26 protein-coding genes are annotated in these 24,371 nt (G+C 67.4%); 12 read left to right on the forward strand and 14 right to left on the reverse strand.

All coding sequences use genetic code 11. The features are described from left to right. The first annotated feature begins 15 nt into the window (after nucleotides 1–15). The 3 genes from ABZ827_RS25810 to yhjD are packed head-to-tail and all read left to right on the forward strand — an operon-like array spanning nucleotide 16 to nucleotide 3,128. Nucleotides 16–1,002, forward strand: coding sequence for an oxygenase MpaB family protein (locus ABZ827_RS25810; RefSeq protein WP_357241635.1), 987 nt, complete (start codon nucleotides 16–18; stop codon nucleotides 1,000–1,002). A gap of 22 nt (nucleotides 1,003–1,024) precedes the next feature. Next, nucleotides 1,025–2,059: a tryptophan--tRNA ligase gene (gene trpS, locus ABZ827_RS25815; RefSeq protein ID WP_357241638.1), complete on the forward strand. Its 1,035-nt coding sequence runs from the start codon at nucleotides 1,025–1,027 to the stop codon at nucleotides 2,057–2,059. Between the two features lie 43 nt (nucleotides 2,060–2,102). Continuing rightward, nucleotides 2,103–3,128, forward strand: a complete 1,026-nt coding sequence (gene yhjD / locus ABZ827_RS25820; protein ID WP_357241799.1) for an inner membrane protein YhjD — start codon at nucleotides 2,103–2,105, stop codon at nucleotides 3,126–3,128. Between the two features lie 18 nt (nucleotides 3,129–3,146). Here yhjD and ABZ827_RS25825 read toward each other — a convergent pair whose 3' ends face one another. From ABZ827_RS25825 to ABZ827_RS25845, 5 genes are all read right to left on the reverse strand, one after another. Further along, nucleotides 3,147–4,448 carry a D-alanyl-D-alanine carboxypeptidase family protein gene (locus ABZ827_RS25825; protein ID WP_357241641.1) on the reverse strand — a complete coding sequence of 434 codons (1,302 nt, stop codon included), beginning with the start codon at nucleotides 4,446–4,448 and terminating at the stop codon, nucleotides 3,147–3,149. A 133-nt stretch (nucleotides 4,449–4,581) separates the two neighbouring features. Continuing rightward, the gene (locus tag ABZ827_RS25830) at nucleotides 4,582–5,679 is read right to left on the reverse strand and encodes an adenosine deaminase (protein ID WP_357241644.1); all 1,098 of its coding nucleotides are present in this window, start codon (nucleotides 5,677–5,679) and stop codon (nucleotides 4,582–4,584) included. 146 nt (nucleotides 5,680–5,825) lie between these two features. Next, on the reverse strand, nucleotides 5,826–7,130 hold the full coding sequence (locus ABZ827_RS25835) for a thymidine phosphorylase (protein ID WP_357241647.1): 1,305 nt from the start codon (nucleotides 7,128–7,130) through the stop codon (nucleotides 5,826–5,828). Nucleotides 7,131–7,263: 133 nt separating this feature from the next. Further along, entirely contained in the window at nucleotides 7,264–8,265 is a 1,002-nt protein-coding gene (locus tag ABZ827_RS25840) for an LLM class flavin-dependent oxidoreductase (RefSeq protein ID WP_357241650.1), read from the reverse strand. Nucleotides 8,266–8,362: 97 nt separating this feature from the next. Beyond that, nucleotides 8,363–8,758, reverse strand: coding sequence for a cytidine deaminase (locus ABZ827_RS25845; RefSeq protein ID WP_357241653.1), 396 nt, complete (start codon nucleotides 8,756–8,758; stop codon nucleotides 8,363–8,365). 602 nt (nucleotides 8,759–9,360) lie between these two features. Here ABZ827_RS25845 and ABZ827_RS25850 point away from each other — a divergent pair. The 8 genes from ABZ827_RS25850 (at nucleotide 9,361) to ABZ827_RS25885 (ending at nucleotide 16,435) form a co-directional block, all read left to right on the forward strand. Next, nucleotides 9,361–9,621: a hypothetical protein gene (locus tag ABZ827_RS25850; RefSeq protein ID WP_357241656.1), complete on the forward strand. Its 261-nt coding sequence runs from the start codon at nucleotides 9,361–9,363 to the stop codon at nucleotides 9,619–9,621. A 688-nt stretch (nucleotides 9,622–10,309) separates the two neighbouring features. Beyond that, complete coding sequence (gene sdhC / locus ABZ827_RS25855; protein ID WP_357241659.1) at nucleotides 10,310–10,708, forward strand: succinate dehydrogenase, cytochrome b556 subunit; 399 nt, start codon at nucleotides 10,310–10,312, stop codon at nucleotides 10,706–10,708. 3 nt (nucleotides 10,709–10,711) lie between these two features. Continuing rightward, a complete protein-coding gene (locus tag ABZ827_RS25860; RefSeq protein ID WP_357241661.1) occupies nucleotides 10,712–11,143 on the forward strand; it encodes a succinate dehydrogenase hydrophobic membrane anchor subunit in 432 nt (143 codons plus the stop codon). Nucleotides 11,144–11,159: 16 nt separating this feature from the next. Then, entirely contained in the window at nucleotides 11,160–12,959 is a 1,800-nt protein-coding gene (sdhA, locus tag ABZ827_RS25865) for a succinate dehydrogenase flavoprotein subunit (protein WP_357241664.1), read from the forward strand. Then, entirely contained in the window at nucleotides 12,959–13,732 is a 774-nt protein-coding gene (locus tag ABZ827_RS25870) for a succinate dehydrogenase iron-sulfur subunit (RefSeq protein ID WP_357241667.1), read from the forward strand. The genes sdhA and ABZ827_RS25870 overlap by 1 nt, the downstream gene beginning before the upstream one ends. 137 nt (nucleotides 13,733–13,869) lie before the next feature. Further along, the gene (locus ABZ827_RS25875) at nucleotides 13,870–14,787 is read left to right on the forward strand and encodes a metal ABC transporter substrate-binding protein (RefSeq protein ID WP_357241670.1); all 918 of its coding nucleotides are present in this window, start codon (nucleotides 13,870–13,872) and stop codon (nucleotides 14,785–14,787) included. Next, the gene (locus ABZ827_RS25880; protein WP_357241673.1) at nucleotides 14,784–15,518 is read left to right on the forward strand and encodes a metal ABC transporter ATP-binding protein; all 735 of its coding nucleotides are present in this window, start codon (nucleotides 14,784–14,786) and stop codon (nucleotides 15,516–15,518) included. The genes ABZ827_RS25875 and ABZ827_RS25880 overlap by 4 nt, the downstream gene beginning before the upstream one ends. Nucleotides 15,519–15,523: 5 nt before the next feature. Next, nucleotides 15,524–16,435 (forward strand): metal ABC transporter permease, encoded by a 912-nt coding sequence (locus tag ABZ827_RS25885; protein ID WP_357241676.1) that lies wholly within the window; start codon nucleotides 15,524–15,526, stop codon nucleotides 16,433–16,435. 4 nt (nucleotides 16,436–16,439) lie between these two features. Here the strand turns inward: ABZ827_RS25885 and radC are convergent, their stop codons facing one another. From radC to ABZ827_RS25920, 7 genes are all read right to left on the reverse strand, one after another. Beyond that, entirely contained in the window at nucleotides 16,440–17,123 is a 684-nt protein-coding gene (gene radC, locus ABZ827_RS25890) for a DNA repair protein RadC (RefSeq protein ID WP_357241679.1), read from the reverse strand. A gap of 89 nt (nucleotides 17,124–17,212) precedes the next feature. Continuing rightward, nucleotides 17,213–17,410: a type II toxin-antitoxin system VapB family antitoxin gene (locus ABZ827_RS25895; RefSeq protein WP_357241682.1), complete on the reverse strand. Its 198-nt coding sequence runs from the start codon at nucleotides 17,408–17,410 to the stop codon at nucleotides 17,213–17,215. A gap of 205 nt (nucleotides 17,411–17,615) precedes the next feature. Then, on the reverse strand, nucleotides 17,616–18,890 hold the full coding sequence (locus tag ABZ827_RS25900) for a primosomal protein (RefSeq protein WP_357241685.1): 1,275 nt from the start codon (nucleotides 18,888–18,890) through the stop codon (nucleotides 17,616–17,618). Between the two features lie 197 nt (nucleotides 18,891–19,087). Beyond that, nucleotides 19,088–19,435 carry a YbaB/EbfC family nucleoid-associated protein gene (locus tag ABZ827_RS25905; RefSeq protein WP_357241688.1) on the reverse strand — a complete coding sequence of 116 codons (348 nt, stop codon included), beginning with the start codon at nucleotides 19,433–19,435 and terminating at the stop codon, nucleotides 19,088–19,090. Between the two features lie 37 nt (nucleotides 19,436–19,472). Further along, nucleotides 19,473–19,823, reverse strand: a complete 351-nt coding sequence (locus ABZ827_RS25910; protein WP_357241691.1) for a hypothetical protein — start codon at nucleotides 19,821–19,823, stop codon at nucleotides 19,473–19,475. Between the two features lie 65 nt (nucleotides 19,824–19,888). Then, nucleotides 19,889–20,983, reverse strand: coding sequence for a C40 family peptidase (locus ABZ827_RS25915; protein WP_357241694.1), 1,095 nt, complete (start codon nucleotides 20,981–20,983; stop codon nucleotides 19,889–19,891). A gap of 4 nt (nucleotides 20,984–20,987) precedes the next feature. Then, complete coding sequence (locus ABZ827_RS25920; RefSeq protein ID WP_357241697.1) at nucleotides 20,988–21,302, reverse strand: type VII secretion target; 315 nt, start codon at nucleotides 21,300–21,302, stop codon at nucleotides 20,988–20,990. A gap of 150 nt (nucleotides 21,303–21,452) precedes the next feature. Here ABZ827_RS25920 and upp point away from each other — a divergent pair, with 150 nt between their 5' ends. After that, nucleotides 21,453–22,076 (forward strand): uracil phosphoribosyltransferase, encoded by a 624-nt coding sequence (upp, locus tag ABZ827_RS25925; RefSeq protein ID WP_357241700.1) that lies wholly within the window; start codon nucleotides 21,453–21,455, stop codon nucleotides 22,074–22,076. Nucleotides 22,077–22,082: 6 nt separating this feature from the next. Here the strand turns inward: upp and ABZ827_RS25930 are convergent, their stop codons facing one another. Then, nucleotides 22,083–23,582 (reverse strand): phospho-sugar mutase, encoded by a 1,500-nt coding sequence (locus tag ABZ827_RS25930; RefSeq protein WP_357241703.1) that lies wholly within the window; start codon nucleotides 23,580–23,582, stop codon nucleotides 22,083–22,085. After that, a complete protein-coding gene (locus ABZ827_RS25935) occupies nucleotides 23,583–24,362 on the reverse strand; it encodes a purine-nucleoside phosphorylase (RefSeq protein WP_357241706.1) in 780 nt (259 codons plus the stop codon). Between the last annotated feature and the right edge of the window lie 9 nt (nucleotides 24,363–24,371).

Consider the following 24,371-nt stretch of genomic DNA (forward strand, 5'->3'; position numbering starts at 1 on the left):
GGATCCTATTGCCAGATGCGCGGGAGTGCAGCGCTCAGTGGTGAGCTGAACCGGGAGGCTGAGATGGCCATGGACACGGGATACTTTGCCGACGATTCGATGATCCGGCGGGTGATGCGGAAACGGGCGGTGGGTCTGACCTACGGTTTGCGCGCGCTGGTGATCGGGGCGGTCAATCCGCTGCTGTATGTGGGGACCGCCGAGTCCACCGAGCACCGGGATACGCCGTACACGCGGCTGGCGCTCACCGGGAAACTGTTCGAGGCCGTGTTCTTCGGCGATAAGGCAGAAGCGGATCGGGCGCTGGAGTTCACCGGGAAGAAGCACAAGAAAGTCGTGGGGGTGCTGCCGGAGGATGCGGGGGAGAAGCATCCGGCCGGGTCGCCGTACTCCGCCTACGATCCGCACCTGAGCTTCATGACCATGGCGTTCACCTTCGAATCGTCGGAGGTCATGTACGACCTGCTGGTCCGGCGGCTCACCGACGGTGAACGCGAGGACCTGTATCAGGATTACGTGCGCTGGGGTGAGCTGTTCGGTATGCCCCGCGAGGCCGCGCCCCCGGACTACCCGGCGTTCCGGAAATACTTCGACGGATACATCGAATCCGACGAGCTGTACCTCACGGATGAGGCGCGCAAGGTCGGCAACTATCTGTCCGGGTATACGGTGCCGTACCCGCAGCGCCCGCCGGCGCAGCAGGTGAGTTCGGCGTACTACCTGCTGGTTCAGGGCAGCCTGCCGGAGCGGATCCGGCGGATGTACGGGATCGACTGGAAGCGTCGGGACGAACTCGTCTACCGGAGTGTGTCGCATGCGGTGCGTACGACCCATCAGGTGCCGTCGGTGCTGCTACCGCGGCCGGTTAAGACCGCGCTGAACGGGCCGAGCGCGCCGGTGTACAAGCTCATCACCAAGCAGGAGCAGGAGCTCGCGCGCGAAGGTAAGCGCAGTATGCCCGGGATCGACCCGCGCAAGTGGGCAGAGCGAAATTCCGCTTGAGTCGCATGCGAGGATTGGCGGCATGTCCAGTCCTGCGCAGACCCCGGCCGCCGGGGAACGTAAACAGCGGGTGCTGTCCGGTATCCAGCCGACGAGTGCCTCGTTCCATCTCGGGAACTACCTCGGTGCTCTCCAGTACTGGGTGAGGCTGCAGGACGACTACGACGCGCTGTACTTCATCCCGGATATGCACGCCATCACGGTGTCGCAGGATCCGAAGGAACTCCGTAAGCGCACTCGTATCGCGGCGGCGCAGCTGCTCGCTCTGGGGATCGATCCGGAGCGGTCCACGCTGTTCGTGCAGTCCCAGGTGCCCGAGCATGCGGAACTGGCCTGGGTGCTGAGCTGTATCACCGGGTTCGGCGAGGCGAGCCGGATGACGCAGTTCAAGGACAAATCGGTCAAACAAGGGGCGGACAATACGACCGTCGGACTGTTCACCTATCCGGTGCTGATGGCGGCCGATATCCTGCTGTACCGGCCGCATCAGGTGCCGGTGGGCGAGGATCAGCGCCAGCATCTGGAGCTGACCCGCAATCTCGCCCAGCGGTTCAACACCCGGTTCAAGAAGACCTTCGTGGTGCCGGAAGCCCATATCGTCAAGGGCACCGCAAAGATCTACGACCTGCAGGATCCCACCGCCAAGATGAGTAAATCGGCGAGTTCGGACGCGGGGCTGGTCAACCTGCTCGACGACCCCAAGGTGACGGCGAAGAAAGTGCGGTCGGCGGTTACCGATACCGAACGCGAGATCCGCTACGACGTGGAGAACAAGCCGGGGGTCAGCAATTTGCTGGTGATCCTCTCCGCGCTCACCGAGACACCGATCGTGACGCTGGAGAAGGGCTACGCGGGCCGCGGGTACGGCGATCTGAAAGCCGATGTCGCCGACGCACTGGCCGGATTTGCCACGCCGTTGCGGGCGAAAGTGGAAGAGTACATGGCGGATCAGGGCGAACTCGATCGCATCCTCGCCGTAGGCGCCGGGCGTGCGCGCGAGATCGCCGGCAACACTCTCGCGCAGGTATACGACCGGGTCGGTTTCCTGGCTCGCTGACCGGTCGTGGCGCCTGGGCGCGTTGGCGATGAGGGGCGCGACTGTGCAGGTGATCGACAACGGTAAAGCCGCAGTCCAGCGGATGATCGGGCAGCGGCCCTGGCTCCACCACCTGGTGCGTGCCGTCGGCAGATATCAGAGCCAGCGCGGCGACTACTACGCGGCGGGGATCACCTATTTCACGGTGCTGTCGCTGTTCCCGCTGTTGATGATCGCCTTCGCCATCGCGGGTTTCGTGCTCGCCGGAAACGCCGATCTGCTCCGTGAGTTGCAGGACAAGGTCGTCGAGAACATCCCCGGTGAAATGGGCACGCAGCTCAACGATCTCATCGACCAAGCCGTGGGGTCCCGTAGCGCGGTGGGTGTACTCGGCCTGCTCACCGGTCTGTACTCCGGACTCGGCTGGATGGCGAACCTGCGCAAGGCGCTGACCGAGCAGTGGGAACAGAAATCCGAAGATCAGAACTGGTTCCGCACCAAACTCTCCGATCTGGGCGCCCTGCTGGGCCTGTTCCTGGCGCTGGCGCTATCGCTCGGGTTGTCGATCCTGGCATCGAGCCGGCTCGGCGTGCAGTTGCTCGAACGAGTCGGCCTCGGCGAGATGCCCGGGTCGCGATGGCTGTTGTGGCTGTTGTCGACGGTTCTCGCCATGGTCGCGTCGTGGGCCCTGTTCACCTGGATCATCGCCCGGCTGCCCCGGGAACCCGTGACCCTGCGCAGCGCGGCGAAAGCCGCGGTGCTGGCCGCGCTCGGGTTCGAGGTGTTCAAGAACATCGCCGGTATCTATCTGCGGTCCATCCTGAGCAGCCCGGCGGGCGCGGCGTTCGGATCGGTGATCGGCATCATGGTGTTCAGCTATGTGGTGTACCGGATCATCCTGTTCGCCACCGCCTGGGCGGCGACCGCGCGGGAGAACGAGCAACTGGCCTCGGTGCCGGTCCCCGGCCCCGCGGTGATCCGGCCGCGTATCCAGGACGCCGGGCGGCCGCGGGTGCGGGCGGTCGCGTTGTTCGGTGCGGGCGCTCTCACCGTGCTGGGACTCAGCGGGCTACGGCGTCGTCGCGGTTGATCCGGCGGCCCGCGGTGTTCAGCGGCGCCGCGTGCGGATATGCCAGGTGCTCACCAGCAGTACCGGCACCAGGATCAGCCCGGCGACCATGAGCACCATCCAGAGTTCGTCGAATGCGCCTTCGGTCGCGGGCTGTGCCGAATACGCGATATCGCCGTCGCCCGGTGGTGCGGCCAAACCAGGTGCGCCGGAATCGGATTCGGCCTCGTCGCCGGGGATATCGCCGACCTTCGCGGCCGGATTCAGCGCGAAGCCGTAGTCGAGCAGACGGGCGGCCTGCTCCCAGGGACGGATCGGCAGCACATCGGCCTGCAACAGCGTGACGGCCAGCCGGCGCCCATCGCGCTCGGCGCCCGCGACGAAGGTCTGCCGGGCGTCATCGGTATAACCGGTTTTACCGCCCAGCGCGCCCGGATAGTTGTAGAGCAGGCCGTTGTCGTTCGCGATCGGGAAACCCGGATGGTCCGGATCCCCGGGGATCGCCGGGTCGGGCGGGAAGCCGGGAAAATCGAACTGTTCGGTACCGATGATCTGCGCGAACAACGGAATCGACATGGCCTCACGGAACAGCAGCGACAGATCATAGGCCGATGTGCTCATCCCGGGACCGTCCAGACCGGACGGGGTGGCGGCGCGAGTGTCGTAGGCGTGCAGGGTTTTCGCGAGATCGTTCATCTTCGCGATCGCGGCCTCGTCCCCGCCGAGCTGGGCGGCGATCGCGTGCGCGGCATCGTTGCCGGACGCCATCACCAGGCCGTGCAGCAGCTGATGGTTGGAGTAGCGCCCACCCGGACCGATACCGATCCGGGTGCCCTCCACATTCGCGTCGTCCTGGGTGCCGACGACGACCCTGTCCAGGTCGAGAGTGCGCAGCGCGACGGTCGCCAGCAACACCTTGATCGTGCTGGCCGGGCGGTAGCGGCCGTGCGGATCCTTGGCCGCCAGCACCGCGCCGGTATCCAGATCGGAAACCATCCAGGCGGTCGCGGAGATATCCGGCGGTACCGCGGGCGCACCGGCAGGCAGGACCGTCCCGCATTCGGCGAGGCGTTTACCGCCGACCGGCGGATCGGGGACCGGCAGCGGGGCCGGTGCGGAGGCCCCGGGTGCGGGCACCTCGGAGGTGTCGATCGCCGCCGGCGGCTGGGTCCGCTGCGGACAGGTATCGGTCGCGGGGGTCGCGAACGGGGCCGGCGTGGGCGGTGGGGGCTGCGCGATCGCGGGCCCGCAAACGGTTATCGGTGCGGCCGCGAGGACCGCGGCGGCCAGCACCGAGCCGAAACGGCGGGCGGTGCGCTGGTGGAGCTCCCTCGTGTACATCGACGATGAGCCTAGAAGTTCTCGGCCTCCGATGTCGGCGCCGGGCTTCCCGGTGCGTGTCCTACCGAGTGTCGGCGCAGGTACCGGGCTATCCGCCCGGCCGGCTGCGCGCGTGATTCCGGACGGCCGGTATTCACCCCAGCAGTACCGCGTACCCGGGTTTGATGATGTCGTCGATGATCCGCAGCCGGTCCGGGAACGGGATGAAGGCCGATTTCATCGCGTTGATGGTGAAACGTTCCAGATCGCTCCAGCCGTAGCCGAAGGTTTGGTGCAGTTTCAGCATTTCGCGGCTCATGCTGGTATCGCTCATCAGCCGGTTGTCGGTGTTCACGGTGACCCGGAAGCGCAGCCGGGCCAGCAGGTCGAAGGGGTGTTTGTCCAGCGACGGAACCGCCCCGGTCTGGACATTGGACGAGGGACACAGTTCGAGCGGCACCCGGGTATCCCGGACGTACTGGGCGAGCCGCCCCAGCCGGGCATCCTCGATGCCGCCGGGCACTTCGATATCGTCGACGATCCGCACGCCGTGGCCCAGCCGGTCGCAACCGCAGAAAGCCAGCGCTTCGTGAATGGACGGTAAGCCGAAGGCCTCGCCCGCGTGGATCGTGAAATGAGCGTTGTTCACCCGCATGTATTCGAAGGCGTCCAGATGCCGGGTGGGCGGATAACCGGCCTCCGCGCCCGCGATATCGAACCCGCACACCCCGCGATCCCGGAAGCGCACCGCCAGCTCGGCGATCTCCCGCGACCGCGCGGCATGCCGCATGGCGGTCAGCAGGCAGCGCACGACGATCGGCTGCCCGGCGGCCGCGGCGGCGGCCTCACCGGCGGCGAACCCGGCCAGTACGTGTTCGACCACCTCGTCGAGGGAGAGGCCCTGCTCCAGATGCTGTTCGGGAGCGAAGCGCACCTCTGCGTAGACCACTCCGTCATCGGCCAGGTCCGCGACGCATTCCCGGGCCACCCGCTGCAGCCCCTCCGGAGTCTGCATCACTGCCACGGTGTGGCCGAATGTTTCCAGATAGCGCTCCAGTGAGCCGCTGTCGGCCGCGTCGCGGAACCAGCGCGCCAGCGATTCGGCATCGTCCGCGGGTAACTGGTCGTAACCGCATTCGTGGGCGAGTTCGAGGACCGTGGCGGGCCGCAGGCCTCCGTCGAGGTGATCGTGCAGCAGTGCCTTCGGCGCCCGGCGGAGCGTTGCGAGATCCAGCGGCATGGGTCCGGTCATGTATCGACGGTATCGCCGAATCCGCGGCCGGGCAGCCGTACGCGTCGAAAGATCCCACCTCTTCGGTTACCGCTCACCTCGAATTCCCGCGGCGGTCAGCGGATGGTCGCGGGCCGGGCGGGTGACGGCCGGCGTCGGGCCCTGGATCAGCGTCGGCCGGCACCCACTCTGTCCAGGATCAACGGGCCACGGACGCCGGACTCCTGGGAGCGCGGGCTGATCGTGATCGCCTGGGCGAGGGCCTCGAAGGCGCCGGGAAGCGCGTGCGGTGTATCGGTGTGCAGGGTGAGCAGGGGTCGGCCGGCGACGACCTGATCACCGAGGGTCGCGTGCAGCCGCACACCGGCGGCCGCCTGGACCGGGTCGCCCTGCCGGGCCCGCCCGGCACCCAGCCGCCACGCGGCGATCCCGACTGCCCGGGCGTCCAGGCGGGTCAGGGTGCCGGACGCGGGCGCGGGCAGGGTTTCGGTATGAGTGGCGGCCGGTAACGGTGCGTCCGGGTCGCCGCCCTGGGCGCGGACCATGGTGCGCCAGTGGTCCATCGCGCGGCCGTCGGCGAGTACCCGCGCGGGATCGGTATCGAGCCCGGCCAGCGCGACCATCTCACGAGCCAGCGCCAGGGTCAGTTCCACCAGATCGGCCGGGCCGCCGCCGGCCAGCACCTCCACCGCTTCGGCGACCTCGAGCGCATTGCCCGCGGTGCGTCCGAGCGGAGTGTCCATCGCCGTCAGCAGGGCGACGGTCTCCACCCCGGCGTCGGCGCCGAGTTCGACCATGGTGGCGGCCAGCGCGTGTGCCTCGGCGCGGTGCCGCATGAACGCGCCCGAGCCGACCTTCACATCGAGAACCAGGGCGGCGGTGCCCTCGGCGATCTTCTTGCTCATGATCGAACTCGCGATCAACGGTATCGATTCGACGGTGCCGGTGGTATCACGCAGCGCGTAGAGGCGTTTGTCCGCGGGCGCCAGATCGGCGCCCGCGGCGCAGACCACGGCACCGATCGCCGGGTCGGTGAGGATTTCCCGCATCCGGTCCGGGCCTATATCGGCTCGCCAGCCGGGGATGGATTCGAGCTTGTCCAATGTCCCGCCGGTGTAGCCCAGACCGCGACCCGACAGCTGGGGCACCGCCGCGCCACAGGCGGCCACGAGCGGCGCCAGCGGCAAGGTGACCTTGTCGCCGACGCCGCCGGTGGAATGCTTGTCCACGGTGGGGCGGGGCAGATCGGTGAAATCCAGCCGGCGCCCCGAGTCGATCATGGCGTTGGTCCAGCGTGTGGTCTCGCGCCCGGTCATACCGCGCAGCACGATCGCCATGGCCAGCGCCGACATCTGCTCGTCGGCCATCTCCCCGGTGGTGAAAGCGTTTATCGCCCAGACGATCTGCTCGTCGGAGAGCTCCAGCCCGTCCCTTTTGGCCCGGATGATCGATATCGCGTCGTGTGCCGTCACATCCCCAGTCTCGCAGCGTTACGGGTGGGCGGCCACGGTCCGCCGGCCCGCGGTCGTGCCGGATGGCGCGAGCCCGGAGCTCGCGATACCCGCGGTGCGGAGGAGATTCTCGGTATCCGGCGCCTATCGGCGCTCATTCCTGTAGTGCGCGCAGGGTTTCGAGGCGTTGTTGCACCGTCGGACCCGTCGGCGCCACGATGATCTCGTCCGCGCCGGTCTCCTTCACGAGGGTGTCGAGCCGGTCCATCACCTGATCGCGGGTACCGACCGCCTGGTCGGCGTTACGGTCGTCGACGAAGGCGTTCTCCGCGTCCGACCACGGGTGCGCCTCGGCCTCGGCGAGGGTCGGGATGCGCTGCGGGAGCTGTCCGGTGCGCATTCGCAACTGCACCAGGCTCTGCGGCAGTGTGCGGCGGCGGGCCTCCGCCTCGGTATCGGCGACCACCGTCGCCACCGCGAGCATCGAACGCGGTTCGCTGAGGATCTCCGAGGGACGGAACTCACGGCGGTAAACCTCGAAAACCAGCGGTGTGTTGCGCCCACCCGCGAAATGGTGCGCGAACGCGAACGGCAGACCCATCATGGCGGCGAGCCGGGCGCTGAAATCACTGGAACCGAGCAGCCACATCTCGGGTGCGTCGCCCGCACCTGGAATCGCCCGGACCCGGTCGCCCTGGCCGCCCTGTAGCGGCGGAATCGTGCCGAAATAGGCGAGTAGTTCCACTACCTGTTTGGGGAAATCCTCCACGGCCTCGGCGGTGGCACCGCGCCGGATTATGGCCGAGATGAGCGGATCCGTTCCGGCCGCCCGGCCCAGACCCAGATCGATCCGGTCCCCGTACAGCGCGACCAGGGTGCCGAACTGCTCGGCCACGACCAGCGCCGCGTGGTTGGGCAGCATCACCCCGCCGGACCCGACCCGGATCCGCTCGGTCGCCGCGGCCACGGCGGCGATCAGCACCGGCGGCGCCGAACTCGCGATCCCCGGCATCCCGTGGTGTTCGGCCACCCAGAACCGGTGGAATCCCAATCGTTCGGCTTCGCGGGCGACGGTCAGCGTATCGGCCAGCGCCTGCCGGTGTGATCCGTCGGCGGCGACGGCGGCCAGATCGAGGACAGAGAGGGGGACGGTCATACCGGGACCAACCCGCGGGACCGCGCCGAGATTCCACCCCGCCTGATTCCGTGATGGGACCGGCATACCGGACACTGTCGTGCCCCCGCCGAGCCGTTCAGGTCCGGCCCGCCGCCAGATCGTCGGGTCCGAAGGCGTCGCGCAGCAGATCGCCCAGCGGAACAGGCCCGGTGGGGTGGTCGACCAGCAGTTCTTTCCCCCCGAACTCGTAGAGCACCTGCCGGCAGCGGCCGCAGGGGAGCAGTATCTCGCCCCGCGAATCGCAGACCGATACCGCGATCAGCCGGGCGCCGCCCCGCGTGCGATGGTTGCCGGCCAGCACGCATTCCGCGCAGAGGCCGAGCCCGTAGGACACGTTCTCCAGATTGCACCCGATCGAGATCGCCGAACCGTCCCAGCCCGCCGCCCCCACCGGAAACCGCGAGTACGGGGCATAAGCCTTCAGCATCGCCTCGTAGGCGCTCGCTCGCAGACCTGCCCAGTCGATATCCATGAATACTCCCTGCTTATGGCGCCGCCTTCGGCGTCGCGGGTTCGGTGCCTGTGCTTATTTGCGCCGCCTTCGGCGTCGCGGGGTTCGGGGCCCCCTTGGTCTCGATTCTTCACTCCGGCGCTCAGTCGCTGCGCTCCTTCGCTCTGTCGCTGCAGAATCGAGACGGGCCCCGAACTACGGATGGTGACCGACCCTATGCGGGGAAACGGAGTGGGGTCGCATGGGGACAGAACTGTCAGCATCGGAACTGGCGCGCCCAGCGGCGGTGTCGAGTTCAGCGAGACCCTTGAAGTTCCCATAACCCCGATCGAACGCCGAGTATTGACGAGGCCTTTGGAGGTCTCATAACCCCGATCGAACGTGCCCAGCGGCGGTGCCGAGTCTTACGAGGCCTTGGAGGTTTTGGCCCGGCTCTGCTTTCAGCACTCGAAGCGCATGCGGCGAAGCCGCGAGTCTCGAGTGCTGAAAGCAGGACCCAAGGAGGGCCGAAACCCCGCGCGCCGGAGGCGCGCCGATAAACACTGAAACACCTCGTTGCGTGCGGAGATATGTAGGGTGCCCGGCCATCCGGCCGGGCCTCGTGGTCGCCAGGAAGGTGCCGAATGACGCTTCCGAAGTTCCTCATCGTCATGGTGTATTCGAAACTGTTGTTGTCCAAGCTCAATGCGTTCGACGAGGTCGAGGTGCGGTTGGAGTACCAGATCGTGCCCGATAGCGACGCCGATCCCGCCGTGGGCAGGTATCCGGAGAGCGCGGCGGCGAGCCAGGCGCTGCTCGGGCATGTGACCGGGGATGTCGTCGACACAGTGTTCAACTACGAAGGGGTGCGGTTGCGGGTCGAGGCGATCGGCGAAGGGGACTGACCTTCCCCACGGCGCGCTACCGGGGTTCGTGCTCGCGGCCGGGCCGGGCGGGGCTTCCCGCGCGGCCCGGCGCGGGTGTCCGGTCTGCCGGTGCCGGTGATGTGGACGCCGGGTGCGGAGTGGTGCCGGTCGCGTTCCACCGGATTTCCGCCGGAACTTCTGTAGATCTTTCGCGGAAGTATCCGAAGCGGGGCTACTCTTGGGTAACTTGGGCTACGCGACTGAGACATTTTGCACATTGCCGCGGCGCACAATGGCGGCTTCGGCATTGCGAGTATTGATCGTGGCCGGAAATCGCGCCAGTGTCGCTCAGGTTCGCTCTGTGTGACGAAAGCCGTTGTCGGGCAACAGTTTACGGTAGAAATTCCGCTGTGTCGGGTATTCGCCGGGCGAGGTCGTATGGGCAGGACCGACCCGCCGCACAACCCCGTGGCGACCGAACAAAGGCAACCCTAACCTGCGGGACAACGGTGTAACGCACGGCACGCCGAATTAGTTCCGCGATTGTCAGGGGATTAGAGTCCAGAACAGATCGGTTACGCGTTCGGCGGCAGCCAGCCCAGCGACTGCGGCCCCGGAACAGGGCTCTGTCACATCCGGCTGGCGCGTCACCGAATTCCGGCCCCGCCGCATCGGTGCCGGGAGCTGTGACCGGGTCCATCAACGATGTTGGAGGCACCGAGACTCTATGGCCACGATAGAAGCTCCGGCTCAGCCGAAGCGCAAAACGCTGTACCGAGGCGACCCCGGAATGTGGTCCTGGGCCTTGCACCGGATCACCGGTGTCACGGTCTTCTTCTTCCTTTTCGTGCACGTCCTGGACACGGCGCTGGTCCGGGTCAGTCCCGAAATGTACGACGACGCGATCGCGATCTACAAGACCCCGATCGTCGCGCTCATGGAAATGGGCCTGGTCTTCTGCGTACTCTTCCACGCGCTCAACGGCGTGCGGGTCATCCTGGTGGACTTCTGGGCCAAGGGTCCGCGCTACCAGAAGCAGATGCTCTGGGGCATCATCGGCCTGCTGGTGGTGCTCCTGGTGCCCACTATCGGCCGCATGTTCTTCCTACTGTTGACGGAGCACTGAGCCATGTCTGCACCTGTTCTCGGTAAATCCCACGATCGTCCGGCGAGTCTGGACCTGCCGCGTTCCCCCCGTGCCCACACCGGTGGCAATTTCGAGAAGTACGCGTGGGTGTTCATGCGGTTCTCCGGCCTCGCGCTGATCGTGCTGGTGCTCGGCCATATGGCGATCATGCTGCTGCTCGACGGCGGCGTGAAACGGCTGAACTTCGCGTTCGTCGCCGGTCGCTGGTCCAGCCCGTTCTGGCAGATCTGGGATCTGGCCATGCTGTGGCTGGCGCAGTTGCACGGCGGTAACGGTCTGCGCACCGTGATCGCCGACTACTCGCGCAAGGATTCGACCCGCTTCTGGCTGAACACCCTGCTGGTGCTGTCGATGATCCTGATCATGGGCGTGGGCACCTACGTCATCTTCACCTTCGACCCCAACATCAGTTAGGAACGGGCCCCCTCGCATGAGTGAGAGCAGCGAACGAACCAGCGAACCAGTTGAGTCTCGACCTGTTCAGGAGCACCGCTACGACGTCGTGATCGTCGGTGCCGGTGGCGCGGGTATGCGGGCGGCCATCGAGGCGGGCCCCCGGGCACGTACCGCGGTGCTGACCAAGCTGTACCCGACCCGCAGCCATACCGGCGCTGCCCAGGGCGGTATGTGCGCGGCCCTGGCCAACGTCGAAGAGGACAACTGGGAGTGGCACACCTTCGACACGGTCAAGGGTGGTGACTACCTGGTCGACCAGGACGCCGCCGAGATCATGGCCAAAGAAGCCATCGACGCGGTGCTGGACCTGGAGAAAATGGGTCTGCCGTTCAACCGGACGCCCGAGGGCAAGATCGATCAGCGCCGGTTCGGCGGGCATACCCGCGACCACGGTAAAGCCCCCGTGCGGCGCGCCTGCTATGCCGCCGACCGCACCGGGCACATGATCCTGCAGACGCTGTACCAGAACTGCGTCAAGCACGATGTGGAGTTCTACAACGAGTTCTACGTGCTCGACCTGGTGATGACCGATACCGAGCGGGGCCCTGTCGCCACCGGTGTGGTCGCCTACGAACTGGCCACCGGCGAACTGCACATCTTCCACGCCAAGTCGATCGTCTTCGCCACCGGCGGTTCGGGCCGGATGTACAAGACCACATCCAACGCCCACACTCTCACCGGCGACGGTATGGCGATCGTGTTCCGCAAGGGCCTGCCGCTGGAGGATATGGAATTCCACCAGTTCCATCCGACGGGCCTGGCCGGACTCGGCATCCTCATCTCCGAGGCGGTCCGCGGTGAGGGCGGAATCCTGCGCAATGTCGACGGCGAGCGGTTCATGGAACGCTACGCGCCGACCATCAAGGACCTCGCGCCGCGCGATATCGTCGCCCGCTCGATGGTGCTCGAGGTGCTCGAAGGCCGCGGGGCCGGGCCGAACAAGGATTACGTCTACATCGACGTGACCCACCTCGGCGAGGACGTCCTCGAGGAGAAGCTGCCGGATATCACCGAGTTCGCCCGCACCTACCTCGGTGTGGACCCGGTGAAGGAACTCGTCCCGGTCTTCCCGACCTGCCACTACGTCATGGGCGGTATCCCCACCCGGATCCAGGGCGAGGTACTGCGCAACAACGACGATGTCGTGCCGGGGCTGTACGCCGCCGGCGAATGCGCCTGCGTTTCCGTGCACGGCGCGAACCGCCTCGGCACCAACTCGCTACTCGATATCAACGTGTTCGGCCGGCGTGCCGGTATCGCGGCCGCCGAATACGCGCAGCGCGCCGAATTCGTCGATATGCCGGAGGCTCCCGCGCAGATGGTGCAGGAGTGGCTGGCACTGATCCTGTCCGACCACGGCAACGAGCGGGTCGCCGATATCCGCACCGAACTGCAGCGGTCGATGGACAACAACGCCTCGGTGTTCCGCACCGAGGACACGCTCAAGCAGGCCCTCACCGATATCCACGCGCTCAAGGAGCGTTACGCCCGGATCACGGTGCAGGACAAGGGCAAACGCTACAACAGTGATCTGCTCGAGGCCCTGGAACTGGGCTTCCTGCTGGAGCTGGCCGAAGTCACCGTGGTCGGCGCGCTCAACCGCAAGGAATCGCGTGGCGGGCACGCCCGCGAGGACTACCCGGACCGCGACGATGTGAACTTCATGCGGCACACGATGGCCTACAAGGAAGGCGCGGATCTCCTCTCGGATATCCGGCTCGACTTCAAGCCGGTGGTGCAGACCCGTTACGAGCCGATGGAGCGTAAGTACTGATGACCGCTGTAGCCGAGAAGCCCGCAGCCGCGAACCCGGCGCCGGTCCCCGAGGGTTCGACCATGATCACCGTCAAGGTGGCGCGGTTCAATCCGGAGGACGGTCAGGGGCAGCGCTGGGAATCGTTCCAGGTGCCGGCCCTGCCGACGGACCGGTTCCTGAACATCCTGATCTACATCAAGTCCTACCTGGACGGCACCCTCACCTTCCGTCGTTCCTGCGCGCACGGCGTGTGCGGATCCGACGCAATGCGGATCAACGGGGTGAACCGGCTGGCCTGCAAGGTCCTGATGAAAGATATGCTGCCGAAGAACGGTAAGCCGGTCACCATCAGCGTCGAGCCCATTCGCGGCCTGCCGGTCGAGAAGGACCTGGTCGTCGATATGGAGCCGTTCTTCGACGCGTTCCGGGCGGTGAAGCCGTACCTGATCACCTCCGGTAACGAGCCGACCTACGAGCGGATCCAGAGCCAGGCCGACCGCGCCCGGTTCGACGACACCACCAAATGCATCCTGTGTGCCTGCTGCACCACGTCCTGCCCGGTGTACTGGCACGACGGCAGCTACTTCGGCCCGGCCGCGATCGTGAACGCGCACCGCTTCATCTTCGACAGCCGTGACGAGGCCGCCCGGGAACGCCTGGACATCCTCAACGAGGTCGACGGTGTGTGGCGCTGCCGCACCACCTTCAACTGCACCGACGCCTGCCCCCGCGGGATCGAGGTCACCAAGGCGATCCAGGAGGTCAAGCGCGCCCTGCTGTTCGCGCGCTGAGGCCGCCGTTACCGCCGGAACCGCTCCCGTGTCTATCACGGGAGCGGTTTTGTTTTCCCGGTCTATTCGGTTTCGTGATGCGAACTTGATAATTCGGGTACCCGAACTTACCATCTCAACTGGAAGGCGGTGGTTCGATGCGGGTATCTCTCCGGATCGCCGCTGCCTTGGTGGTCTGTGGTGTGGCGTTCGCCCTGACCGCCTGCGAGGCGTTCCATCTGCCGCGCACCGGGAAACCGGTAGTGGTCACAACCTTTACAGTGCTGGCCGATATCGCCGCGAACGTCGCCGGTGAACATCTCGAGGTGCAGTCGCTGACCAAGGCAGGCGCCGAGATCCACAGCTACGAGCCGACTCCCGGTGATATCAAACGCGCCGCCAAAGCCGATCTCATCCTGGACAACGGGATGAACCTGGAGGCCTGGTTCGGCCAATTCGTCGCCGATCTGGACGCCGAGCACGTGACCGTGAGCGACGGGGTCGCCTCGGTGCCCATCACCTCGGACGCCTACGCGGGCAAACCCAATCCGCACGCCTGGATGTCGCCACTGAACGTGCAGACCTACGTGGACAACATGATCGCCGCGTTCACCCGGCTCGCCCCGGAACACGCCGACGCCTTCCGCGCCAACGGCGAGAGCTACAAACACCGGTTGCAGCAGGTGCACGACGAACTCGTCACCGAGCTGCGGGACCTGCCGCGGCGGCAGCGGGCCCTGGTGACCTGTGAAGGCGCCTTCTCCTACCTGGCCCGCGACGCCGGACTGTCCGAGGCCTATATCTGGCCGGTCAACGCCGAACAGCAGGCCACGCCGCAGCAGATCACCCGGGTTATCGAATATGTGCGGGACAACCGGGTGCCCGCGGTGTTCTGCGAATCCACCGTCTCCGACGCGCCCATGCAGCGGGTCGTCGAGGCCACCGGCGCCCGCTTCGGCGGTGTGCTCTACGTCGACTCGCTGTCCACCGCGGATGGGCCGGTGCCGACGTATCTGGATCTGGTCCGGCACGATGCCGGGACCATCGCCGCAGCACTCACCGGGAGCCGGTTATGACAGTCCCAGCGATCGACGTCGACGGCGTCACCGTCTTCTACGGGCAGGTCCAGGCCCTGGATCAGGTGCGGCTGACCGTGGACGCGGGCCGGGTATGCGCACTGATCGGAATGAACGGGTCCGGGAAATCGACCCTGTTCAAAACTCTTATGGGCATGATCGTCCCGGATCGCGGGACGGTCCGGATCGGCGGTGCGAAACCGGCGGCCGCGCGCCGGGCCGGAGTACTCGGTTATGTGCCGCAGAGCGAAGACGTGGACTGGACCTTTCCGCTGTCGGTACGCGATGTGGTCACCACCGGCCGCTACGGACGGATGGGCTTCACCCGGCGCGTGCGCCGGGAAGACCGCGCCGCCGTGGACGAGGCACTCGAGCGAGTCGAACTGACCGAACTGGCCGACCGGCAGATCGGCCGGCTGTCCGGCGGTCAGCGTAAACGCGCGTTCGTGGCGCGGGGGATCGCGCAGGGCGCCCGGATCCTGCTGCTCGACGAACCGTTCGCCGGTGTGGACAAACGGTCCGAGGCCACGATCACCGGGCTGCTGCGCGAACTGTCCGCGGGCGGGGCGACCGTGCTGATCTCCACGCACGACCTGCACGCCCTGTCCGGGCTCGCCGACGAGGCGGTACTGCTGATGCGAAAGGTGCTGGTACACGGCAGCCCTGAGGAGGCCCTGCGGCCGGAGAACCTCGCGCTGGCCTTCGGGCTCGACGTCCTGGAAAAGCGGTGAATGCGATGGATTTCCTGGAGTTCCTGCTCGAACCGCTGCGGTACGCGTTCATGGTGCGTGCCCTCACCGCCGGGGTCGTCGCGGCGATCGTATGCGGACTGCTTTCGTGCTGGCTGGTACTCGTCGGCTGGTCGTTGATGGGCGATGCAGTATCGCACGCTGTACTACCGGGAGTGGCGCTCGCCTATATCGCGGGTGTGCCCTTCGCCGTGGGCGCGATCGTCTTCGGCTTCCTGGCCGTCGCCCTGATCGGCCTGGTCCGCGATACCAGCCGGATCAAGGAGGACGCGGCGATCGGCATCGTGTTCACCACGCTGTTCGCGTTCGGCCTGGTGCTCATCTCGGTGACGCCCAGCGATACCGACCTCAACCACATCATCTTCGGCAACCTGCTCGGGGTCAGCCGGGGCGAACTGATCCAGATAACCGGTCTGGCGGCACTGGTTTTCCTGGCGCTGGTACTCAAACGCCGCGATTTCACGCTGTACGCGTTCGACCCCGTCCACGCCTATGCGATCGGCTTGAACCCCCGCGTGCTCGGCGCGACCCTGCTCGGCCTGCTCGCGCTGACCTCGGTGGTGGCGCTACAAGCGGTGGGAGTGATCCTGGTGGTGGCCATGCTGATAATCCCGGGTGCCACCGCCTATCTGCTCACCGACCGCTTCGGCCGCATGCTGGTACTCGCGCCGGGTATATCGGCGGTATGCGCCGTTATCGGCCTCTACGTGAGCTACTACGCCGATACCGCCCCCGGTGCCACCATGGTGCTGGCGCAGGGCGCGGTGTTCACCGTCGTCTACCTGTTCGCGCCACGGCAAGGCCTGATCGGATCCCGGGTGGTCGCCGCCCGGCGCCGGGCCCGGGACGCGGCATCGGGCAAGGCGGGCGAACCACTGCGCGCAACGACCGGCCGGTAGCGGTTCACGAGGCCATCTCCTCGAGCGGAGCGGCGCGGCGCCATTCCTCGCCGGCGAGCACCACATGGTCCAGGAATCGCAGGCCCACCGTCTGCGCCGCGACGGCGAGCACAGTACTCGCACGCCGGTCGTCGACACTCGGAGCCGGATCTCCGGACGGGTGGTTGTGCGCGAGCGCGAACGCGCGACCGTCGTGGCGCAGCACGGTGTTCAGGATCTCCCGCACCGGAACCGCGACCTCGTCGATCGCGCCCTCGGCCACGAAGACCGAGCGCCGCAGCCGGTTGCGGGCATCGCAGATCAACACCAGCAGACGTTCCACCCGCGCGCCGGAGAACAGCGGATACGCTGCCCGCGCGATATCTTCGGCCCGAAGCAGCGGGGCCGCGGGGAGCGCGCCGCCGCGGGCCCGTGCGGCGAGTTGAAAGGCGGCGGTGATCGCCGCGGCCTTGGCCGTGCCCACCCCGCACAGGCGGACGAGCTCCTCCGGGCGGGCCGAGGCCAGCCCGGACACACCGCCGAATTCGGCGAGCAGGGTGAGGGCGAGTTCCACCGCGCTCGCCCCGCGTTTTCCCTGGCCGAGCAGGAGGGCCAGGAGTTCGCCGTCGCTCAGCGCTTGCGGGCCCAGTGCGCACAGCCGCTCTCGCGGACGCTGGGCCCTCGGCAGATCGGTGATCGGTACCGGCATGATTCCCCCTCCAGACTCCCTGTCCGGATCATGTCAGCGGGTACCGACAGTATTCGGCGACAACCGCGGCCGGGGAGACCCGGCCGGGTTCAGCCGTCGATGATCGCCGGCTGCGGCGAACGGTTCAGGGCCGACGCGGCGAGCCGCTCGAAATGGCGCAGCTGCCTTTCGTGCACCACGATCCGGCGCAGCGCCTCGTGAATGGTTGCCTTGCTGGTGCCCGTGCCCATGATCGCGCCGGCGGCCGCCAGCAGATCCTGATCCAGATCGATCCGCACTGTCGGCATGCGTCCTCCTTCGGTACATCCGCCCTGCTACTGCGGTATGTGCCGCCCCCGTCCGGGAGGTACCGGCCGGGGCTGCGCTACGACAAACACCGCTGGCCAGACAGTTTGCCGAGTCGATGCTGGTTTATCGACCGAATGAACTGTCGTGTGTCCACATCGAGACCTAATCGGAGGAACCGGCCGGGGTATCCGGGCCCGCCGGCGGTCAGCGCGAGGTCAGCCGGGACTCGAAATTACGTTCCAGTTCCCGCCAGGCCCGGGCCTCCGCATCGAACGGCGGATTGGGTGCCATCCGCGTCGGATCCGGGTTCAGCAGATAGGAGACGTACCAGCCGAGCGGGGTCGATTTCGCCAGCGCCTGTTCGACCGCGTCGTCGTCGGCGTAATCGGCGGCGTCGGTGAACAACTCGAGTACCAGATCCAGCTGTTCGGTATCCACGGCTTCGGGGCCCTCGGTCAGATCGTCGGCCAGGCCGGTCAGCACGTAGACGTTCTCGTCGGTGACTTCGACGTCCAGCGAACCGTCCACCGCCGCCGTCTGCACCTCCGCGAAGGTACTCACCCGCGCCAGATCGTGTTCGTGATCGTCGGCGAGGAAGCGGGCGAGTGCGCGTTCGCTACCGAAGACGGAGATCGATTTCTTGGATCCGAGGAAGATCGGCTCGTCGTCGAGGTAGCAGCGCAGTGTGAAGTATTCCGCGCCCGAGGTGACGATCTTGACCGGGTCGATCCCGACTTCCTCCCAGAAGGTGAGGTCCTCGTCGCCGGTTTCGTCTTCCTCGTCGTCTTCCTCGTCTTCATCGGCGTCCAGATCGACCGGTTCGAAATCGCTGTCGTCATCGGTATCGGCGACATCGTCGGCGTCGACTTCGTTCTCCTCGGCGGCGAGCAGTTCCGCCTCGGCCAGGGCCACCGCCTCGGCGTCCACGGAGGGGACGCGTACCACCGAATCGATCGCGTCCAGTACATCGTCCCAGCTCTTGGCGACGGCGGTACCGATCTGATCCCACAGCTCCAGACCCTCGCGACCCACGAACATCGTGGTGCCGCCTGCCAGCGCGCTCAGTGCCGGGTGGGAGCCGAAGAACTTCGTCACCGCCTCGAGCTCACACACCTCGCCGATATTGCGCACCATGGCGAGGGTGTCCTCGAGTTCGGCGATGGTGTCCACATCCGGCTCGCCGGCGGCCAGTTCCGGGACCCCGACCAGGTCGAAGGAATAGTTGTCCTCGGGCTCCAATTCGGCGGCCGACAGCCCGGCGATCACCTTCCAGGCCGGATGGTCGACCAGGTCGTTATCGGAGTCGGTCCGGATGAAGGCCGCTAGTTCGGCCACGGACTCGAAGCCGTAGAGAGCGTCCTCATGTCCTAGGAACGCTTCCCACTCGTCGTCACCATCACGCCAGCGCGGTGCCCACAGGGTGACGAGATCGCCGTCGGTCAGACCGAGCTCGATCGGGACGATGTCTCCAGAAGCCATACGCGGAAGCCTAATAGGTCATGCTGGGCGAAGCCCACCCCTGGTCCGCCCCGGCCGGATCGGAGGTGTAGGTACACGAAGAGCGCAGGTCCGGAGCGGCCGCTGAGGCATCCGGGGAGCGCACGGTCCGAGCGGTCGCGCCGGTGTGCCCGGCACGGTCCGCGCCGGGCTGCCGTACACCCGGTGAATGCCGGCGATCAGGCGCCGTCCGGGCCCTTTCCGGTGGTCTCCGGGACGGCCTGCCCGGCCGGGGCGAACGATTCGTTCAAGGCGGCGACGACCTCCGAGCGCTGGTTACCGGCACTCTCCGCGGCTTGCCGGCAGGCCTGGATGATGAGCTGTGCGGCCTCGGCGGGCGGTAACGACGTGACCGCCTCGGTCAGCCGCAGACCCACCAGCGCGCCGTCGCTGTCGACCTCCGCGCTCACCATCCCGTCTTCGGTGGTGAACTGGCCCCGGACCTGTTTCAGCCCGTACAGCGCCGCCTCGAGCGCCTCCAGTTTCTGGGTGGCGCCGGCCACCAGGGCGTCCATTTCCGCGCTCATACTGTCTGTCTCCTCGCTCCCCGGTGGTGACGACGGCTCATACCGGCCGCATCCAGCTCGTGGGGCCGGTATCGGCGTCGTCCATCCGATCCAGTTCGTCCACCGCCTGCTGCCGGGTCGGCAGTCCCAGTTGGTCGAGTACCTCGTCGGGCATCCCGTTCTCGCCCAGGACCTCTCGCCGCTTGGCCTTCGCCGCGATTGTCGAACGTTTGGTCAGCCGGAGGATCTCGTCGGCGAGAGCCTGTGCGCCGTAACGGTATTCGCTGCGCTCGAATTTGATCTCCACCGGCATACCCTGATCGGTGGCGCGCACCGACAGTGTGCCGGAGCGATTCCGGCTCCCCGCCACGGTGACGTTCGGTACCTCGGGAACCTGCTGCTCACTCATACTTCTGTCCACTCGTCATGATCGGATATGCGCCGGCCGTGGGGCGGCGTCGGTATGCGGCCGAGTCATTCCGTCGGCCGGTAGAACCCGTAGAACTCCATACCGCTGTTCTCGGTGCGGATGGAACCGACTTGCACCGGATCACCGGCCTCGACCAACTGACCGTTGCCGATCACCATGGCCACATGGCCGTCCCAGACCGCCAGATCACCGGGCATGAGATCGCCCGGTGAGACCGGAGTCGCGCCGTTGGCCTGCTCATGGGCCAGCCGGGGCAGCTCCACCCCGGCCTCGCCGTAGGCGTATTTCGTCATACCGCTGCAGTCCAGTCCCGCGCCCGGGGTGTTGCCGCCCCAGACATACGGGGTGCCGACGGTGCCGAGCGCCGCCTTCACCGCGGTGGCCGCCTTCTCGTTCGGTGCCTCCACGACACTGCCGTCGGGCAGGGTGACCTTCACGCCCTCGCCGTCGGTCGTACCGGCCGTGGTGGTGGTTTTCTTACCGGGAGTTCCGGCGCTGGTGGTCGTGGTGCCGCTCGTGCTCGACATCGCGGTACTCATCAAGGTGCCGGCCACCCCGGCGACATTGGTGAGACCGGAGGTCGCCGTGGAAAGCGCCTGGGTGCTCACCGGCGCGGTATTCGCGGCGGTCGGGGTGGTCGGTGGCGGAGTCAGTTCGTTCATCGACGAGGTCTGGGTCTGCAACTCGTTCTGCACCCGGCCCACCACGCCCAGCGCCTGGCCCAGATGATCGATCGCCGACCCGACCAGCAGTGTCAACCCCGCCGGGGTGCCCAGCGTAGGGGCCGCGGCGGTGGCGGTGTTCACGAACGACTGCGCGATGGCCGTCAGATCCTTGTTACCGGTCTCGACATGTGCCGCGGCCTGGCCCATCACCGTGGCCATCTCGTTGCCGCGATCGGAGATGGTCGCGGCGGAGGTCTGCACCCGCAGTGCCTTGGAGGTGGCGGCGTCGGCGCCGGTACCGTCCCACGCGGTGTTCATAACGTTGATGCTCGTGCGGCCGAGCGTATGCACCTGATCGATCGCCGTGGATGCCGCGCGCAGGGAATCGCCCGGACCGCCGGTGCCCAGCACTCCGGTGCCGAAACTGCCGAGCAGGTCGAAAATCGGCTTGGCGAGCGCGCTGATATCGATCACCGAGTCACTCCCCGGCGGCACCGCGCAGGGCGGCCGCATTGCTGGTATCGGCCTCGGCGTAACTGACGGCCGCCACACCCGCGGCCCCGCTCATGGTGCCGAGTACCGCGGACAGTTGGCCGATCGTCGCGACATGGCCGGCATGCGCGGCGGCGTAGGCCGCCAGGAAATCGCCGCCTACCAGGCCGAAGATCGGTCCGAGGATCGCGGGCCCCGCACCCGTCGCACCGGCCCCTGCCGCCGCGAGTTCGGCGGCCATCACCCCGGCGGTGCTGCCATAGGCCGCGATGCCCTCGGCATCGGCTGAGATATTCACCATCAGTGGTTCCCCCATCGACTTCGTTAACGGGCAGAGTATGTCATCTACCGGTTTCGACGCACCGGCTTCGCGCACGGTTCCCAGGAAATCGGATCCCCGGAAACCCTGTCGCGGCGGCGGCGCACGCGGTTTCGACCTTATCGTTCCCTCATGCGCACGCACACCCTGGACCATCCGCTCGTCGCGATCCTGCTGACCACGCTCCGGGACGAACGCACGCCCGACTCCGCCTTCCGGGCCGCGTTGCGCGATCTGTCCCGGCTGCTGGTCTACGAGGCGCTGCGCGATGCGCCGGTGCGCCACCACGACATCGTCACTCCGGTCGCCACCACCCGCGGTACGCGCCTGGCACGTCCGCCACTGCTGGTTCCGGTGCTGCGGGCCGGGCTGGGCATGGTGGAGGCCGCGACCAACCTGATCCCGGAGTCGAAGGTGGGGTTCGTCGGTGTCACCCGGGACGAGCAGACCCATCTTCCGGTGCCCTACCTGGAATCACTGCCCGAGGACCTGTCCGCCACCCCGGTCATGGTGCTGGACCCGATGCTGGCGACCGGTGGATCCATGCTGTACACGGTCGAACTGCTGGTCGCTCGCGGTGCCACCGATATCACCGCGGTCTGCGTGGTCTCGGCGCCGGAGGGTATTGCGGCACTGGCGGGTTCGGGTCTGCCCGTCCGGCTGGTGACCGCGGTGATCGACGACCGGCTCAACGATGACGCGTTCATCGTGCCGGGGCTCGGCGATGCCGGTGACCGGCAGTTCGGGCCGCGGTGAGGCCGGTCAGCCGGTCAGCGTTCCGCAGTATTCGCGCAGTTCCGAAAGTCGTTGCTGCGCTGCTCGTCTGGCGGCGGCCAGCTGGTCCGGGCCGGAAACGGGCTGTATCGCCTCCAGATAGCATTTGAGTTTCGGTTCGGTGCCCGAGGGCCGGACGACCATACGCAGGCCGTCGCCCGCGAATACCAGGGCGTCGGTTCGCATCCGGCCGCGCAGCGCCGCCATATCGGTGTATTCGACCGGTGTCCCGGCGAGTTGCCCCGGTGGCGCGGTGCGCAGCGCGTTCAGCACCGCGGCCGCGGCCTGCTGGTCCGGCAGTCGCAGCGCGACCTGGTCGCCGGCGTGCACGCCGAACCGGATCGCGTAATCGTCCAGTTCGTCGACCAGTGTGCGGCCGCGGGCGCGCAGCCGGGACACCAGATCCGCCGCGACAACGGCCGCGGAGATACCGTCCTTGTCGCGCACGGCGACCGGATCCACGCAGTGGCCGATCGCCTCCTCGTACGCATAGACCAGGCCCTCGCCCGCCCGCGCCAGCCATTTGAAGCCGGTGAGGGTTTCGGCGTAGCGGGCGCCGCGTTCGGCGGCCAGCCGGGCGAGCAACCGCGATGAGACGATCGTGGTCGCGACCAGCGAATCCGGCGGGGCGGTACGCAATACATGATCGGCCAGCAGTACGCCGGTCTCGTCGCCGCGCAGCAGGCGCCAGCCCGCGGGCGTCGGCACGGCGAGGGCGCACCGGTCCGCGTCGGGGTCCAGAGCGATGGCCAGGTCGGCGTCCACTCGTTCGGCGAGTCGTAACAACAGATCCGCTGCGCCGGGCTCCTCGGGATTCGGGAAGGCGACGGTGGGGAAGTCGGGGTCGGGGGTGAACTGTTCGGCCACCACGTGGAGGTCGGCGAACCCGGCGACCGTGAGGGCCTGGACGGCGGTGGCGCCGCCGACCCCGTGCAGCGGTGTGAGCGCGATCCGGATATCGGTACGCTCCCCGGCTCCGCCGATGAGCTGCGGTAGTTGCGCGACCCGGGCCAGATAACGGGAGAACAGTCCGGTGTCCGATTCGGCCACCGGCGTGCGCGCGATCGGTTCGGTGACGGCCGCGATCCGCTGTTCGATCTCGGTATCCGCCGGAGCGAGGAGTTGCGCGCCGCCGTCGACATACACCTTGTAGCCGTTATCGAGGGGCGGGTTGTGCGAGGCGGTGATCTGGACACCGGCCACCGCACCGAGTGCGCGGACGGCGAAGGCGGTCACCGGGGTGGGCCACGGTTCGGGTAAACGGATCACCGGGAATCCGGCGGCGGCCAGAACCTCGGCTGTGACCTCGGCGAACTCCGCGGATCCGTGCCGGGCGTCACGGCCGACCACCACCCGGCCGCCGCCCAGGCATCGATCCCGCAGCCAGGCGGCGAGCCCAGCGGTCGCGCGGGCGACGGTGGTTTCGTTCATCGCGTCCGGCCCCGGACCCAGCGGGCCGCGCAGTCCGGCAGTGCCGAAGGTCAGCATCTACAGCTGCTCCAGCAGCCCGCGGAGCAGCTTCCCCAGCCGAGGGGCTGCGGCCTGCCCCTCGGCCAGCACTTCGGCGTGCGAGAGCGGCGCCCCGGTGACCCCGGCCGCCAGATTGGTGACCAGCGAGATACCGAGCAGCCGGGCCCCGAGCGCGCGGGCCGCGATGGCCTCGAGCACCGTGGACATGCCCACCAGATCGGCGCCGACGGTGGCAAGCATGTGGATCTCCGCGGGGGTTTCGTACTGGGGTCCGGTGAGTCCGGCGTACACGCCCTCGGTGAGATCCGGGTCGATCCGGCGGGCGAGGTCGCGGAGTCCGGGATCCCAGGCGTCCACGAGATTTACGAAGGTGGGTCCGGTCAGTGGAGTGGTGCCGGTGAGGTTGAGGTGATCACGGACGAGTACCGCCTCACCTACCCGCAGACCCGGCCGGATACCGCCGGCGGCGTTGGTCAGGATGACCGTTTCCGCGCCGGCGGCCACCGCGGTGCGCACCGGATGCACCACCTCGGCGGGGGCGTGGCCCTCGTAGAGGTGCTGGCGTCCCATGAGCACGAGCGCATCGATATCGCCGACCGGAACCGACAGCACCCGGCCGATATGACCCTGTGCGGTGGGCGCGGCGAATCCGGGCAGTTCCGGCATCGGGATCTCGGTGCTGGGGGCCCCGAGTTCGGCGGCGGCATCCTGCCAGCCCGATCCCAGCACCACCGCGACCCGGTGCCGGGCCACGGAAGTCCGGGCGGCGATCTCCTGGGCAGCCTGTTCGGCGAGCATGGCGGTCAG

The organism is Nocardia sp. NPDC019395 (genome assembly GCF_040632335.1).
Taxonomy (GTDB): domain Bacteria; phylum Actinomycetota; class Actinomycetes; order Mycobacteriales; family Mycobacteriaceae; genus Nocardia.